At 59.2% G+C, this 15,933-nt stretch carries 14 protein-coding genes and 1 pseudogene; 13 read left to right on the forward strand and 2 right to left on the reverse strand.

All coding sequences use genetic code 11. The annotated features are described in order from the left end of the window. Position 1 precedes the first annotated feature (1 nt). A complete protein-coding gene (locus tag TM5383_RS16010) occupies positions 2-1,009 on the forward strand; it encodes a cation diffusion facilitator family transporter (protein ID WP_231725194.1) in 1,008 nt (335 codons plus the stop codon). 11 nt (positions 1,010-1,020) lie between these two features. After that, a complete protein-coding gene (locus TM5383_RS16015) occupies positions 1,021-1,470 on the forward strand; it encodes a DUF411 domain-containing protein (RefSeq protein WP_058320054.1) in 450 nt (149 codons plus the stop codon). Positions 1,471-1,475: 5 nt separating this feature from the next. Here the strand turns inward: TM5383_RS16015 and TM5383_RS16020 are convergent, their stop codons facing one another. Then, entirely contained in the window at positions 1,476-2,042 is a 567-nt protein-coding gene (locus TM5383_RS16020; RefSeq protein ID WP_058320055.1) for a Crp/Fnr family transcriptional regulator, read from the reverse strand. Between the two features lie 75 nt (positions 2,043-2,117). On the opposite strand from TM5383_RS16020, the gene TM5383_RS16025 reads away from it, so the two are divergent. Beyond that, entirely contained in the window at positions 2,118-2,642 is a 525-nt protein-coding gene (locus tag TM5383_RS16025) for a hypothetical protein (RefSeq protein WP_058320056.1), read from the forward strand. A 182-nt stretch (positions 2,643-2,824) separates the two neighbouring features. After that, complete coding sequence (locus TM5383_RS16030) at positions 2,825-3,718, forward strand: recombinase family protein (RefSeq protein WP_058320057.1); 894 nt, start codon at positions 2,825-2,827, stop codon at positions 3,716-3,718. Between the two features lie 61 nt (positions 3,719-3,779). On the opposite strand, the gene TM5383_RS16035 is transcribed toward TM5383_RS16030, so the two are convergent. Then, positions 3,780-4,040 (reverse strand): PIN domain-containing protein, encoded by a 261-nt coding sequence (locus TM5383_RS16035; RefSeq protein WP_231725195.1) that lies wholly within the window; start codon positions 4,038-4,040, stop codon positions 3,780-3,782. 925 nt (positions 4,041-4,965) lie between these two features. On the opposite strand from TM5383_RS16035, the gene repA reads away from it, so the two are divergent. The 9 genes and pseudogenes from repA to TM5383_RS16080 all read left to right on the forward strand — a co-directional run bounded on the left by repA (position 4,966) and on the right by TM5383_RS16080 (position 15,918). Further along, positions 4,966-6,147, forward strand: coding sequence for a plasmid partitioning protein RepA (repA, locus tag TM5383_RS16040; protein ID WP_058320058.1), 1,182 nt, complete (start codon positions 4,966-4,968; stop codon positions 6,145-6,147). Between the two features lie 2 nt (positions 6,148-6,149). Beyond that, positions 6,150-7,121: a plasmid partitioning protein RepB gene (gene repB, locus TM5383_RS16045; RefSeq protein WP_058320059.1), complete on the forward strand. Its 972-nt coding sequence runs from the start codon at positions 6,150-6,152 to the stop codon at positions 7,119-7,121. A gap of 251 nt (positions 7,122-7,372) precedes the next feature. Further along, positions 7,373-8,689 (forward strand): plasmid replication protein RepC, encoded by a 1,317-nt coding sequence (gene repC, locus TM5383_RS16050; RefSeq protein WP_231725196.1) that lies wholly within the window; start codon positions 7,373-7,375, stop codon positions 8,687-8,689. Between the two features lie 146 nt (positions 8,690-8,835). After that, positions 8,836-9,930: a Fic family protein gene (locus TM5383_RS16055; RefSeq protein ID WP_058320060.1), complete on the forward strand. Its 1,095-nt coding sequence runs from the start codon at positions 8,836-8,838 to the stop codon at positions 9,928-9,930. 396 nt (positions 9,931-10,326) lie between these two features. Beyond that, positions 10,327-11,358, forward strand: a pseudogene (locus TM5383_RS16060) (IS110 family RNA-guided transposase). 459 nt (positions 11,359-11,817) lie between these two features. Continuing rightward, a complete protein-coding gene (locus TM5383_RS16065) occupies positions 11,818-12,303 on the forward strand; it encodes a hypothetical protein (RefSeq protein ID WP_058320061.1) in 486 nt (161 codons plus the stop codon). Positions 12,304-12,343: 40 nt separating this feature from the next. Continuing rightward, on the forward strand, positions 12,344-13,282 hold the full coding sequence (locus tag TM5383_RS16070) for an ArdC family protein (RefSeq protein WP_058320062.1): 939 nt from the start codon (positions 12,344-12,346) through the stop codon (positions 13,280-13,282). A 69-nt stretch (positions 13,283-13,351) separates the two neighbouring features. After that, positions 13,352-13,741: a DUF3768 domain-containing protein gene (locus tag TM5383_RS16075; protein WP_058320063.1), complete on the forward strand. Its 390-nt coding sequence runs from the start codon at positions 13,352-13,354 to the stop codon at positions 13,739-13,741. Between the two features lie 194 nt (positions 13,742-13,935). Next, the gene (locus TM5383_RS16080; RefSeq protein ID WP_058320064.1) at positions 13,936-15,918 is read left to right on the forward strand and encodes a ParB/RepB/Spo0J family partition protein; all 1,983 of its coding nucleotides are present in this window, start codon (positions 13,936-13,938) and stop codon (positions 15,916-15,918) included. The last annotated feature ends 15 nt before the right edge of the window (positions 15,919-15,933 follow it).

Consider the following 15,933-nt stretch of genomic DNA (forward strand, 5'->3'; position numbering starts at 1 on the left):
TATGGCCGCTCACGCGCATTCCGGGCACATGCCCACTTCAGGCAAGGCCCTTGTAATTTCTGCCTGGCTCACCGGGGTCTATTTCGTAATTGAACTGGCCGTGGGGCTCTGGACCGGCTCGATTGCCGTGCTGTCGGATGCGTTTCACACCCTGTCGGCGGTTGGCGGCGTTCTGGTGGCCATCACCGCGCAGCGGATTGCGCGCCGCCCCGCGGATTCGACGCGCAGTTTCGGATGGTACCGCGCCGAGATCATCGGGGCGCTGGTGAATGGCGGCTTTCTTCTCGGCATGGCGCTTCTGGTGATCTGGATGGGCGCGATGCGGCTCGGGAATCCGATTCACCTGGCCACAGGTCCCATGCTCTGGGTCGCCTTCGGAGGCCTGGTCACCGAAGTGATCTCGCTGGGGCTGATGTGGCAATCGAGCAAGGACGATCTGAATGCCCGTGGTGCGCTCTGGCATATCATCCAGACCTTTGTCGGCAGCCTCCTGATCATCGTCACCGCTCTCGTGATCGAGTTCACCGGGTTTCTGGCGATTGACCCGATCCTCGGCATGGCGTTCGGGGTGGTTCTCCTCTGGGCCCCCGTCGGCGTCATCAAAGAAGCGGTCCACATTCTCATGGAAGGCACGCCCGAGGGAACGGATCTCAAGGCTGTGACGGCGGACCTGCGCGGCCAGGACGGGGTTCTGGACGTTCACCATGTGCATGCTTGGACGCTGACCAGCGGAAAACACGCCTTTTCTGCCCATATCCGCCATGGTGAGCCCGCAGAGGCCGCGGACCTGCTGAACCGGGCCTATCATCGACTGACGGAACACTATGGGTTTCACATGGTCACGCTGCAGCTCGAAACCGCGTGTCTCGACGAGCGCCACGCGCGGGATCTCGATGCGACGCTCCCGGACAGCCAACGCGTGTCGCCCGCCGCCGCCGACGCCCATGCCGCCCATGCAGACCCGCTCGACAGCGCGGCGCAGGACGCTAAACTCACTAATAAATTCTAGAGGACCTCCCAATGAAACGACGCACATTTTTGATCACAGGCGCAGCAGCCACCCTGGCGTTCCCAGTTGTCGCTGACACGACACCCCTTCTGAAGGTGCTCAAAACGCCAACCTGTGGATGCTGCTCCGCCTGGGTCGATCATGTCCGGCAAGCTGGGTTCGCGGTCGAGGCGCAGGACGTCGATCAGGATGCGCTTTATGCGTTCAAAGACCGGCTGCAAATCGCACCGGAGCTGGCTGGATGCCACACGGCGATCATAGGCGACTACTTCATCGAGGGCCACGTGCCTGCCGCGGACATCACGCGGCTGCTGGCAGAACAACCGGTGGCGCGCGGATTGACGGTCCCAGGCATGCCGATGAGTTCGCCCGGCATGGGCGGTCCTGGGGCCGGTGACACTTTTGATGCTCTGCTTGTCGGCTCCGACGGGGCGACCTCCGTCTTCGCCAGCCACAGCTGATTGGGTCATGGGCGCAGGTGATAGATCCCGCGGGTCGGGTTTGTGACCCGCCCGTCCTGCACAAGCTTTCGCAGCGACCTGTAGGTCGCCTCATGGCTCAGCTGCAACCGGGCGGCGAACTCGACGACGGAGCCGTCGAGCAGGCCCGCGACCAACCCCGCCATCACCCGGTCCTCTGCGCGCCGAACGCCGACGATCTCGAGCATCTGTCGCTGCGCCTGTATCTGTTGAGCGGCCTGACGGCCATAGGCGCGGGCAAATGCCGGGTCGGCAAAGGCGGCCAAGACGGCAGCCTTGTCGATCCGGATCAGCGCTCCGGCCTCAACACAGACCGCATCGCAATGATAGACCTCTGAAAACACCGAAGCTTCGGCAAAGCTTGTCCCGGCTTGAGCACGGTGAATGATGAACCGCTCGCCATTTGGGCCGACCCGCTCGAGATGCACGCGTCCGGTTTGCACGACATAGAGACCGTGGGTGGGGTCACCTTGATGAAACACTACATCGCCAATCGCGCCGGAAATTGGGCGCAGGGCTGAGCTCGGGATAAGATCAAAGGGGTTTGGCAGCATATGATTGAAATCATATTGCGATGCATCCGCCCCTGCTAGCGTAAAGATGACACCACCCCATTAAAGGACCCGTCCATGCGTCTCATTCCCCTCCTCCTTGCCATAGTGATGGCCGCACCCGTGGCCGCGCAGCACACCCATTCCGCGACTGGGCAAGATAGGGGTGGACCACAGGAAACCGGGCAATCGGCCTTTGCTGCCCTGGCGGAAATCGTTGCGATCCTTCAAGCCGATCCCGAGACGGATTGGGAGCGGGTCGATATCGACGGATTGCGCCGTCATCTGGTCGATATGGACCTTCTGACCCAGGAGGCCGTGGTCACCCGCACCCTGCGGCCGGAAGGGGCCCGGTTCGAGATTCAGGGCACCCCCCTCGTTCTCCAGGCCATCCGCGCCATGGTGCCCGCTCATGCGCCCTTTCTCGCGGCTGAAACCGGCTGGGATGTTGTGACAGAGGACTTAGAAGATGGCGTGGCGCTCAGTGTCGATGGCGATGCCGCGCAGATTCAGGGGCTTGGTTTCTTTGGTCTGATGACCATCGGGGCGCATCACCAGGCGCACCACCTCATGATGGCAAAAGGCGCAGCTCCGCACCATTAATGCGCCGACACGGCTTGTTTGTTGATCCGTAGAAAGGCACGCTGACAAAAAGTTGCTACGCTTTCCCCGCGTTGGCAGTTTGCACGGTCTTGATGTGTAATTTAGCGGCACCCTAAAGACTAAACATTGTTTTCAATCAGTCTTTTATTAGTGATATGTAAAACTGCAAAAAGCATGATTTGATGCCCTTGATAGGCTACGCGCGAGTTTCCACAGAGGATCAGACCCCCCTGCCCCAGTCTGAGGCCCTTCAATCTGCGGGTTGCGTAGAGATCTTTGAAGAACACGCCTCAGGCGGCAATCGTGCGCGGCCAGTACTTGCCCGCGTGCTCGAACGCGTCCAGAGCGGCGACACGCTGGTTGTCGTTCGGATCGACCGGCTTGCGCGGTCTCTGTCGCACTTGCTGGAGGTGATCGAACGTCTGGAGGCCAAGGGAGCTTTCTTCCGCTCCCTGCAGGACCCCATCGACACCGCTTCCCCGCAGGGCAAGTTCACATTGCAGGTTCTGGGGGCCGCGGCCGAGTTCGAGCGCGCGCTGATCCGGGAACGCACCAAGGCGGGGCTGGCGAGCGCCCGTACTAAGGGCCGAGTCGGCGGCAACCCGGGCCTGCGTGACCGCGATCCAGCGGCGCTACGCAAGGTGCGACTGGCGCGGCAAGACGGCTACATGGAGCGGCTGAACGAGACCGCGCAGGATTGGGTGCCCCATGTGCGCCGCCTGCGGCCCGATATGGCTTGGGAAGACATATTGCGGATCATCAACGGCCCCCTGCCCCATGATCGCCGCTGGACGCAAAGCCGCCTGCTGCGCGCCGTGAAAGCCTATGTGCGCGACGGGTTCCTGCCCGCCGAGGTTCTGGACCGCGCCGGACGTCGCGAAACCGACGACCGCCTGCCCGCGATCGTCGCTGCCATCAAGGGCGCGAACCCGGACATCACGCTAGTGGCGATCTGCGATCGGTTGGAATCGATGCGTGAGCGCACACCACGCGGACGCGCCAGTTGGCAGCCGTCGTCCGTGAGGATGCTGCTGGAACGGGCGGAGAAGTTGGGTTTGCTGAAGCCCGCGCAATAATCACAACCTTGCAATTCTTCCATCCGATAGAACGATTGCGAGGTTGCCGCCCGTTTTGCGGTCAGGAAAATGGATTGATGATGCGCAACTGCTCTTCCACGAGTAATCCGTCGTGCATGTCCTCGCACCACAGTGTCGTGCATCCGGCGATCAGCGCGGCAGCCACGATCACCGCGTCATAGACCGAGAACCGATACTTCTCCGTTATGGCGCGACCTACCTGATGGGTTTGGATCGTCAGATCCTCGACCAGGCACAAGGACTGGATGCCCGCGAGAAAAGCTCCGGTGTCGTCACAGCTGAACCCGCTTGCCTCCGGCATTTGATAAGCGCTTCGATCAGGACCTGGACATTGATCCGGGGCCCCTGCCCTTGTATTTGGTCGGCGGGTGTTCCTGCACCTTTGAGCTTCGCAAGGCAACTGCCATCGATGTTCAACGTGGATCATCTGGACAGCGAAACTGGGTGCAACCTGCCCCCAGAAAGCTGGTGAAGGAGTTGCGTCATTGAGCCGTAGTTTGGGCGGCGGCAAGCACGGTATCCGCACTTCATTTCCAGCGCTTTTTCGAAGCGGCCGAGCGAGCGCATCGGCTGTAGGGAGTGCCGACCGTTCGTTCTACGGACAAACTCGGGAACTTAAATTGCCACGGATCGCCACTCATCCGTCCTAAACAACGAGGACTCAACTAGCAGGTCTTGAGGTCCGGCGAGGTGTAGTCGAACTGGTTCTATCTACGTGGTGCTCTACGTCGAATATTGTTCCTGCCGGGAAAGCAACGGTGCTGCCCCCCCTACCCTGCTGGGCACCGTTGACGCGCCAGACGTCAGGGTCTTAACCAACCTTGTTGATGCAATACGACTGTGATCTCGGCGTTTAACCTCGGCTCTTGAGCATCAATGTAACTTCGACATATGGCCCATTAGGGCCCTTGTTCCGCGGTAGATCTGTCGGTGCTTGGTTTCAATCCGCCTATGTGCATTGTCTCTCTCGCCAGCCTAATTTTCGGTCGAGGGACCGTTATTGGATCGGTTTGGAGCGACGCCCAATCGACGACAGATGTCTTGCTGTACCAATAGTTCGTGGGTGCTGTTAACAGCTGTTAACTCTAGAGGGTGCGTGGCTTCCCTAGTAGCCCTTTGGTCCGGCAGCACAATTTGTGGATAAAATCCTTGACTTAACATGGTGAATCACGGCCATTAGAGTCAAGTTGCGCAAATAAGCGCGTTCGAGCAGAGAAATAGCAACCATGTTCCAGACGGCACCAATCGAAGCGGCGTCTCAATCCGAGCTTACAAGCCAGATAGCAGCGCGTCTACACACCGCGCTCACGACGCATCTTCAGCAAGCCTACGCCCCCGATCAACGCAAGAATTTGAGACTATTTAGTGCTACAGAGACTGCTGATCTTCTAGGGGTGACCGGGCAATTCTTGCGCAAGTGCCATAGCGACGGGTCCTTGCCGGAGCCGGAAGTAATCAAGAACGGACGGCGCTTTTATTCCGGTGAAGAGATCCTTCAAGCCCGCCATTTTTTGGAGGCTAGCTCTCGTAAGCCTGGCAAATATCTTCCTGGTCGTCGCGAGGGCGACAAGCTTCAGGTTATTCAGCTGATGAACTTTAAAGGTGGATCTGCTAAGTCCACCTCTGCGATTCATCTGTGTCACTACCTTGCATTGAACGGTTATCGGGTCTTGGCGATTGACCTGGATCCGCAAGGGAGCCTCACGGGTTTTTGCGGGATTCAGACTGAACTGGAGTTTGAAGGGGCGTCGATTTACGACGCACTTCGCTATGACGACCCGGTGCCGATGTCTGAGGCCATCGTAGAAACCTATTTCCCTGGCCTTCATTTGACTCCTGCCCGGCTTGTTCTAAGCGAGTTTGAAACAGAAACTGCGGTCAATGCAGGTCGTGGCGTTGCATTCTTTGAGAAGCTCAGCCTGGCGATCCAGTCCGTTGAGGGTGACTACGACGTGGTGGTTATCGACAGCCCACCCGCTCTCGGATTCTTGACTTTGACCGGCCTCTACGCTGCGACCTCGGTCATCGTGCCGATGACGCCGAGCATGCTCGACCTTGCTTCCACCCAGCAGTTTGTCGAAATGACTTCTGCTTATCTTGGTGTGATCGAGGACACGGGCGTCAAACTCGATCATGATTTTTTCTCCTTCCTTATTACGCGGGACGATCCGAGCGATATCCCCAGTCAGCAGATCGTGAGCCTTATGCGCGCTCTTTTCCAGGATCGTGTTGTTGGGGCGACCGGACTGCGTAGTACGGCTATTGGCGACGCATCGATGCTCAAGATGTCGATCTACGAGGTTGCGCGATCCGAGATGACCAGATCGACCTATGATCGCGCAAAGAACAGCATGGATGCGGTTGGTGCTGAGATTGCGGGAATGCTTCAACAGGCTTGGGGGCGGTAATCATGGCTATGGGTAAAAACAAAACCGGCATCATGGCTGCGATTACTGCGGCGACTGAGACGCCGAAAGATGGGGCTTCTGATAGAGCTCATCGAACATTGCCGAAAGGAACCATCGGCTCTGTTCGTGCGGGTCTCGGCGGCATCCAGGATATCGATACAAATCTTATCCTAGCTTGGGGACCCAAGGACCGGCTGGATATCGAGTTAACAGCTGTTAACCGCGCCGCATCGAATGAATCGATCAAAGATCTCGCAACCAGCATCGCTGATGCCGGACAGCAAGTCCCGGTGCTTCTACGTCCTTCGAAGGATCGTGACGGGCATTTCGAGGTCATCTACGGCCAGAGACGAATACTTGCGTGCCGCCATCTGGGGATACCAGTGCGGGCTCTGATCCGGACGCTCGATGATACCGATGCATTGATGGCGAAAGGCCTCGAAAATGCGGGCCGCGCTGAGCTGAGCTATTATGAACGTGTTCGGTTCGCGCAAGCGATCCTGGAGCAGGGCTACTCGCGTGCGGAGGCGTGCCAGGCTTTGGCTATCAGCAAGAATACTCTTTCGCAGCTTGAGCGTATCAATCGGCTAGTACCCTTGGCTGTCGGTGAAGCCATCGGCGCGGCTCCAGGAGCAGGGCGCCCGAAATGGACCACACTCGCAACGGCGTTTGAGAAAGAACAACTCTCGGAGGAGGGTGTTCTGGGTGTTCTTGGTCAATCTGGTGATCTCGACTCTGACGGTCGGCTAGACCTCGTTCTCAACGAAGTTGGAAAACGAGGTAAGCAAGAACGATCTGTCGAGGAGCGCACGCCCGTTCCCGGTGTGCAGATCAAAAGTGGTAAATCGGCGCTATCAGTCACCGTCAAGCGGGCAGGGGAGAACACGAGATTCGCGAATTGGCTGGATCAGAATTTGGACCAGCTCATTCAGGATTCCTTCGATCGGTTCCAATCAGAGAGCCACGAAGGATAGCGGCGGTTAACAGCTGTTAACCGCCAAAACAGAGGCAATGAGCAGAAAGGAGAACGGCACCAAAAAGAAAACCCTCGAAACCGAAGTCCCGAGGGCTGCTGCGCACAAGGCGCGATTTGTTTTCACATCACAATCCTAGCAGTCCGCGAATCGCTAAACAACGAAAAACGTCTTCGGGCGAAAAGGTTTTCTGTGCCTAGCTAAAAATGACGAAATTCAATGATGCTCCGCATGGAGCGACTGAGACAGGCATGCCTCAGAACGGTGAAGGTATGTCCAATATCAACCAACCCTCGGGGTGGCGGAAGGCGACAGCCGGACTCGCCGTTGCTGAACAGCACGCACATGCTGGTGAAAGATCAGCCGTACCCAAAACACAGGCCTTTGTTGCCGTGAAACGCGTAGGTGCGCATATCGGCCTCAAGGCAGGGGATATGATGCTCCTCGATACGCTTGGGGCCTTCACGCAGGCGCAAGATTGGGAAGTGGGTCAGCGCCCGATCGTCTGGGCTTCTAATGCCTATCTGATGGAGCAAACGGGCTTTTCACTCTCTGCGCTCAAGCGCCATGCGCGTCGCCTGGCCGAGATCGGTGTAATCGCCTTCAAAGACAGCCCCAATGGCAAGCGTTGGGGCCACAGGGACGCAGAGGGCCGTATTATTGAGGCCTACGGCTTTGATTTGTCGCCGCTGTCAGCTCGCATAGAAGAGTTTCAGCAGCTACACGCAGAGCTGCAGGCCGAGCGCGCGCACTGTCAGCGCCTGAAGCGGCAGATCACTGTGGCCCGCAGGATGATCCGAGCGCGGATCGAGGCTGCGCTCAGCGGCGCGCTGAGAGGCCCGTGGACGCAGCTCACAGGCCTTTTCGAGGACCTTTTGGCCCGCCTTCCGCGCAGGAACACGGCCTCTGAGTCACTGGAACGGCTTTTGGCGTGGTTCAAAGAGCTCCAGGAACGTGTAGAGGCCACGTACCTCAAGGCAGTTCGAGCGGATGAGGTTGTGGAAAACACAGCCGAAACCACCGAACAAGTACTTCAGAAGACTCAAGAAATGGACCCCAGGGAGGTCATTTCCGAACCTCATATACTAATTACAACTCAACTTAATCCTGTAACCTGTAATCGCTCAGAAACTGAGCAAGCGGCGGGCGTGGTACCCAATGCGGCACCGGAAGAGCTGGTGGATAAGGAGTTGGAAGACTGGGTGGCCGAAACCCGCAAGAAACGCGGGGCCGCCCTGGATCTGTCGACAGTCATGCAAGCCTGTCCTGAGTTTGCGTCCTGGGCGCACAATATGGGCGGATATCTGAAGGATTGGGGCGATCTGCACCGTGTTGCAGGGCAGTTGAGGCCGATGATCGGCGTCTCAGAGCACGCCTGGAACATTGCGCAGGACCGACTTGGGCCACAAATCGCGACTGCGGCGCTGGTTCTCACGTTCGAAAAGCATTGTGCAGGCGAAGTCGCATCTCCTGGTGGATATCTGCGTGGAATTGTCCAGAAAGCTGGGGCAGGGGAGCTGCATCTCGAGCGCAGTTTCTATGGCCGGTTGAGCGGGCAGGCGGCATGATGGGATGGGGCAGCAGTTTCTCCTACATTCAGAGGTCCAGGCGGGGCATGCGGAGATTGGCGCCAGTATTCTCCGCATATTGCGCGGCGAATACTGTTGTCTTGCGGAGATTGCTCGGTATAATCTCCGCAAGGAGTGCGTAAAATATGACCTACATTCACGAACTAACTGATTGGCCGCAATTTTTTTGGGACAATGCCAAGCTGTCATCACAACTTGCCGCTGTCCGCCACCGGCAAGGCAAGCTCTTGGGACGCATGGAGGGCCTTGGCTTTGATCTTCGCAATGAGGCGATGTTGCGAACTCTCACTAGCGATGTCGTCAAGAGCAGCGAGATCGAAGGTGAGGCGCTCGACAGGGATCAGGTTCGGTCGTCTATCGCAAAACGGCTGGGGCTCGAAATCGGCGGGCTGATCCCGTCTGATCGCCATGTCGATGGGGTCGTCGAGATGATGCTGGACGCGACGCAAGCGTATGACCAACCACTGGACGCAGAGCGATTGTTCGGCTGGCATGCCGCCCTTTTCCCAACCGGGCGAAGCGGAATGACCCGGATCGCCGTGGGGCAGTGGCGGATCGGTCCTATGGAGGTTGTTTCAGGACCTATGGGTCGCGAGCGCGTGCATTTTGAGGCGCCGGGAGCAGCACGGCTTGATACTGAGATGGGGCAGTTTTTGGCCTGGTTCAATCAGGCCCCAGACACGGATCCCGTTATTCATGCCGCAATTGCACATCTTTGGTTCGTCACGATCCACCCTTTTGACGATGGCAACGGGCGCATTGCGCGTGCGATCGCGGATATGGCGTTGGCGCGATCCGAACGCAGTTCACAACGGTTTTACAGCATGTCGACCCAAATCCGGCAGGAGCGGAACGCCTATTACGATATGCTCGAGGCGACGCAGAAGGGCGGGCTTGATGTCACGACTTGGCTCATTTGGTTCCTGAATTGCCTCGACCGCGCATTTGATGGCGCAGAGATCATTTTGGAGGCTGTGTTTCAGAAGGCGCGGTTCTGGGAGAAACACGCAACGGCCAACATCAACGACCGCCAGCGGGACATGCTTAACCGGCTCCTCGATGGGTTCGAAGGAAAACTCACGACGTCGAAATATGCGAAGATCGAAAAATGTTCGCAGGACACCGCATATCGCGACATCCTGGACCTGATCGACTTGGGAGCACTTGAGAAAGATGACGCCGGTGGACGTAGTACCAGTTATTCCCTGTCGGCGAAGTGAAGAGGCTTGTCGCATCCGGTGCTCAGGACAAGCACCGCCAGGATATATCAGACAGTCGCCAGAAAAAACTGCCGATCTGAGATTTGCTATAATTCATTGATATAAATTCTAAAAATGGAACTCTTAGGTCTGGCATTGCCGATGTTCGTTGCCGATCCAGAGTTTCTGCGTGCAATGAAGAAAACTGGGGCCGTGCCGGCCCCTGAAGTTCTTTTCCCGGGCTGTTGGGGCCGGGAAAAGTGAAAGATGCCGTAATGGGGCTGTCGGCGAATCGAGCACGTTTCGCTTGTTTGTCAGCATGATGTGGAGTGCCGTTGCCCTTGATGCGCCTGAAGCGCGTCTACGAGGTCGTATGTTTCCATGCGCCTCAATTCCTAAGAATAGAAGGGCAACGACATGAATGTATTTATCGGACTGGATGTATCCCTGGCAAGCACGGCGATTTGTGTGCTGGGGCCACAGGGGAGGATTGTTGACGAATTATAGGCGGAGAGCGAGCCTGAGGCATTGGTACGTGCAATAGCGTCATTGTCATATTCGATCGACGCGATCGGGCTCGAAGCCGGACCACTATCCCAATGGCTGAGCAAGGGCATCGAAGAGGCCGGATTTGACATGGTCTTGATGGAAACGCGGTTGGTGAAGGCCGCCTTGAAAGCCATGCCCATCAAGACCGACAGGCGCGATGCTCAGGGAATTGCTCGATTGTTGCAAATGGGTTGGTACAGGCCCGTGCACCGCAAATCTGTGTCCTCACAGGAAATTCGCGCTTTGCTGAGCGCGCGCAAGTCTATTCAGCAGGCGATCATCAACATCGAACTCTCGATGAGGGGAGTGCTCAGGAACTTCGGCCTGAAGCTTGGGCATGGCACCCGGGTAAGGTACGAGGCCCGGGTGAGGAAGCTGGTTGCCGACAATGACATCTTGTCCGCCTCGGCGTTGGCGCTTCTGCGGGCTCGGGGGCAGCTGAGGACAGAGCTGGCCAGCCTGGATGAAAAGGTCGTGGGGTTGGCGGAGCATGACGATGTTTGCCGTCTCATGATGACAAAGCCCGGTGTTGGCCCAATTGTTGCTTTGACCGTAAGATCCGCGATTGATGACCCGGCCCGCTTCGCGAAATCAAAGGATATCGGTCCTTGGGTCGGGCTGACGCCGAGGCGCACTCAATCCGGAGAGATGGACATTGTCGGGCAGATTACACGAGCGGGTGATCGAGGATTGCGATCGGCGTTGTACCAGGCTGCGACGATCTTGATGCACCGCGCAGCACCGAACTGGTTGCAGGCCTGGGCACTCAGAGTGGCGCACAGGCGTGGATCGAAACGGGCCCTGATTGCGCTCGCGCGCCGAATTGGCGTCATTTTGCATCGCATGTGGATGGACGGTTCGCCGTTTCGCTTCACGCTGAACCCGGGCCCGACGGCCTAAGCGACACGCATCAAGGATTTTTCGTAACGGAGGCATGAACTGCATCTGACAACAGGTACGCAGAGGTCCCTTTTCGGGACGAGGTTCCTGGAGATGCCGTAAGGACACTGGCTATCAACACCTGTTGAATGCGCGTGAAAGATGGGCACCCAGGACCAGATTTGAACCAGGCAGAGAGTGGCAGCTTTTAGGCTGACTACGGACGGAAGAGCGAAGCCCGGGCAGGGGGAGCCCTCGGTCCTGAAGTGCCGTTGCAGTGAAAAAGAAAAAGTAAGCTTTTGATTTTGTGTCTTAAACCCGGTGAAGAAAGAAATGTTCGCCGGCATTCTTGGCTTGCCGGAAACCCTTGACAGTGATCCGCCCCATTACGGAAGTGTCCTTCGGGTTTTGTGACTGACCGATGAGGGCCTTTGTGGCCCCTCAGATGGGTCCGGGCCGAATTCCGGTCTGTCTTTCCTGATGAAGGGCATTCCCATGCAAACAGGTGTCTTGCGCGTGTTGCGCGCGACCTCCGCCTCGTGGTGGCGACACAAGGAACTGCGCCGAACCGGCCAGACGGAGCTGGCGCAGCGGCTCGAACGCGAGACTGTGTCGCGCAATCTCGGATATCTCAGGCAGGCTGAAACATTGCCGAATGCCCATGTGATCTTTGGCGATGGCGGGACGTTTGTCCAGCTCGGCTGGACCACCGTGTCGACATTCGCGCCAATCGAGCGCTTTCCCTTGGCCGCTCTAGCGGTCGCACGTGGGACGCCGTTCATCGATATCCGACCCGTCAACAATGTCATCGCATTCGCGAACCTGCCCCGCGTGACACGAGACGGATCGGTCGACCCTGAACCTTGGGGTCCTGGCCGGGCCGTCTCTCTAACCACCTACATCGACATGGTCGAAGAGCTTGGTGCCAGGATCGTCAACGATCCACGCGCCAGTCGGCCAGCCTGATCACTATCCCCTCACACCAACACTCGAAAGGAGGCCAGCCATGGCCCGTTCCCGCACGCCCAAATTCGATGCCTCCGAGGTCATCACGAACGAAATCATCCGCATCATCGAGCGCGGCGTCCTGCCGTGGCGTAAGCCATGGACCGCAGGTGGCAGCTCTCGCCCCCTGCGCGTGGGCGGTGAACCCTACCAGGGAGTGAACAACTTCCTGCTGACCATGCGGACCGTGATGGCGGGCCACAGCTCACCTTTCTGGATGACGTTGCCGCAGGCCAATGCGTTGGACGCAAAGGTCCGCAAGGGAGAGAAATCCTCTGTCGTCGTCTATTACGGCCAAAGCCGGAAAGACGCGGGCGGCGAGGACGACCGCAGCGATGGCGATGATCACTCCGAGGAAGCCCGTATCTTCCGCTTCCAAAAGTCCTACCGCGTGTTTAATGCCTGCCAGATCGAGGGCCTGCCGGACAGCTTCTATCCGGACACTGAGCCAACGACTGAGTATCCACCGTCTGAGCCCATCCCGCACATGCAGGCGTTTTTCGACGCCATAGACATCACAACCGTCTTCACGGGGACGGAGGCGTACTATTTGCCCCCCGTGGACAAGGTTTACATGCCGTCGATCGCGCGGTTCCAGGACCCGCGCAATTTCTACGGGGTCTGGGCCCATGAGCTGGCCCATGCCACGAAGGCCGCCCATCGACTGAACCGTGATTTCGGGTTCTCGAAGTTTGGCAACACGTCCTATGCGCGCGAGGAGATCGTCGCGGAATTGACCTCGGTGTTCCTTGGCCAGACGCTCGGCTTCACGGCGCATACGCTCGAGATGAACGCCGCCTACCTCTACAATTGGCTACGCGTTCTGCGCTCGGACACTGGCGCGATCTTCCGGCACGCCGCCGATGCGCAGCGCGCATGTAATTATCTGATCGCGCGGTCGGAAGCGGGCAGGGCAGGGGAGAGCGCCCAGGCCGCTTGAGGGGGCGTGCGTCGGCAAAGGGAAAGCAGGCTTTGGGAAGGGTGTTTCAACTTCTCAAAGGAGAGCCCCATGACCATCACCGCACAACCCCTGCCAGACCGTCCCGATCCGACCGTGATCGCGGTGCAGAACGACGCGTTTCGCAAGCTCGCGTGCCTTGGAGTGCCGCCCACGCAGCCCATCCAGGGCCGGATGCATGTCACCCGATCGCTCATGGAGGCCGGTGACGGCTTCATGGCCGAGGCGGTGAAGGCAACCGGTGAGTTTGCCACGTTCGAGCCTGAGAATGACCCCGAGGGATGGCACGATTTTGGTGCGGTCGAGATCCGGGGCGAGACCGTGTTCTGGAAAATCGATCTCTATGAGGCAGATTCGGATTTCCGCTATGGGGCTGAGACCCCGGACAATCCTGCCACCACCATGCGCGTGCTGACCCTTGCCCGGCAGGGCATCACGTAGTGATGTCCCGAGAGGGGATCATGCTGGCGCGCGACTGGTAGGGCAGGGGACTCCTCACCCTGACATCTGAGACGATGAAGGCCCGCTGACCACTCAAAGGGAAAGTGGGCCTTTTGTCGTGGTGATCCCTGAAGCCGGGGATTGGTCACGCGCAAGCGCGCGGGCCGCATCTCACCCACCTGGAAGGATATCCCATGACCACAAGCTTTGCCCCTCTCACCGTCGCCATCGGCGATCTGGTCCCGCATCCAGCCAATGTGCGCAGCAACGCGCCGGAAACTTATGACCCCGAGAACATCGCCCATCTGAAGGCCAGCATCGCCGTTCTGGGCCTGCTCCAGCCGCTTCTGGTCCAAAAGCTTGACGGCAAATACGCCGTGCTGGCCGGTGGCCGACGCCATGCCGCGCTGAAGGAGCTGATCGCAGACAAGGCCGCGAAGGGGTTCACGGCGAAAACCAAGGTGGACTGCCGCCTTGTGCCGGAAGACTGCGACATCACCACGGCGCTGTCGCTCGCCGAGAACATTACCCAGGCACCGATGAACGCAATCGACGAGTTCGAGGCTTTCGCCCGGATGATGGAGGTCGATGGCCAGATGCCTGAGACCATCGCAAAGACTTTCGGCACGACCGTTGCCGCCGTGAAAGGCCGGTTGCGCTACGGGCTGATCCACCCCGATATCCGCGCCGCGGCCCGGGCGAAGACGATCACGCTCGACACGATGAAGGCCTTTGCCGAGCACCCGAGCCAGAAGGTTCAGCGCGAGGTCTACGAGGCGCTCACCAAGGAAGACAGCTATCTGCAGGCCTATACCGTCCGGCAAGCGCTCAAATCCCGCGGCGTGCAGGTCAGCGACGATATCGGAGCCTTCGTGCGCGCGGACTACGAGGCGCGTGGCGGTGCCGTCGCGGCTGACCTTCTGGAAGAGCATTCCGTGCTCGAGGATGCGGCGCTGGTCGAGACCATCCTGCTCGAGAAGCTCGGGGTCGCCGCCGAGGAGGCTCGCGCAAAACTGGGCTTTGCCTGGGCGGATGCGATGGTCCGCTACGATTACGCGACCATGGCGGACTATGGCCGGGTCTATCCCGGCCCGATCGAGCCGGATGAGGCTGCCCAGAAGCGCATCGATGAGATCACCGCCGAGCTTGAGCAACTGCAACTCGAGATGGAAGATGAGGGGCTCGACGACGGTGCCTACAACGCCCTTTACGACCGCGTCGACGCTCTGGAAGAGGAAGCCCGCGACCTGCAGGAGGCCTACAGCGCCGAGGACCTAGCGCGGTCTGGGGTGATAGCGTCGTGGCAGGGTGGGCAGATCACCATCCATGTTGGCCTCGTCCGCCCGGAAGACACCGTGAAAGAGGAGGGCGCGCGCGGCTCTTCGGCTAGCCCGACCGGGGAAGAGGCCCCGGACGCCGGCGAAATCACCTATCCAGCCTCACTGGCCGAGGACCTCAAGACCGAGCGGGCCATGGCCCTTGGCGCCGCGATGGCGCTGCATCCGGAAGCCACGCTCGATCTGACGCTCTTCAAGCTGGTGAGCGACGTTCTGGCCAGCGGCATGAGTGTCACGCAGGCGATCAAGATCGATGCCCGCAAGGAATACCGCAACCACGCCAAGATGGACGAGATTGACGAGACCTCCCTCGCGCAGGTGGCCGCGGCGCATGATGTGCTGGACCTCTCGTGGCTCGATGATACCCGCCCGCCCGCCGATCAGTTCGCGGCGTTTCGCGCGCTGGAGGCCGGCGAGAAGGCCAAGCTCGTGGCCTATGCCACGGCCAGCACCACGCAGTCCTGCTTCGCGCGGGACCGCCAGCGCGACAGCCTGATGCATGCGTTCGAGATCGAGATCATGCCCGATATCCGCGCGCATTGGACGCCGAACGCGGCGCTCTTCAATCGCTTCAAAAAGGCATGGCTCCTGAAGATCCTCGGCGAGGATCTGGGTCTGGCCCAGGAGGCGGTGACGCTGGCCTCGTCGAGCAAGAAGGAGATCGTGGCCTTCTGCGACAAGCTCTTTGCAGAGCCGTTCGCCACACTCACGGACGCGCAGCGCGCTGCCGTAGCCGCCTGGTGCCCGCCGATGATGCAGACCGCCGGTGTCGTCTGTGATGAGGCGGAGCCCGCCTCGGAATCTCCCGAGCCTGACAGCGAGGTCGCGCAAGCGGCCTGAGTCCTCACGCGACCC

This window comes from Thalassovita mediterranea, assembly GCF_001458435.1.
Lineage (GTDB): Bacteria > Pseudomonadota > Alphaproteobacteria > Rhodobacterales > Rhodobacteraceae > Thalassobius > Thalassobius mediterraneus.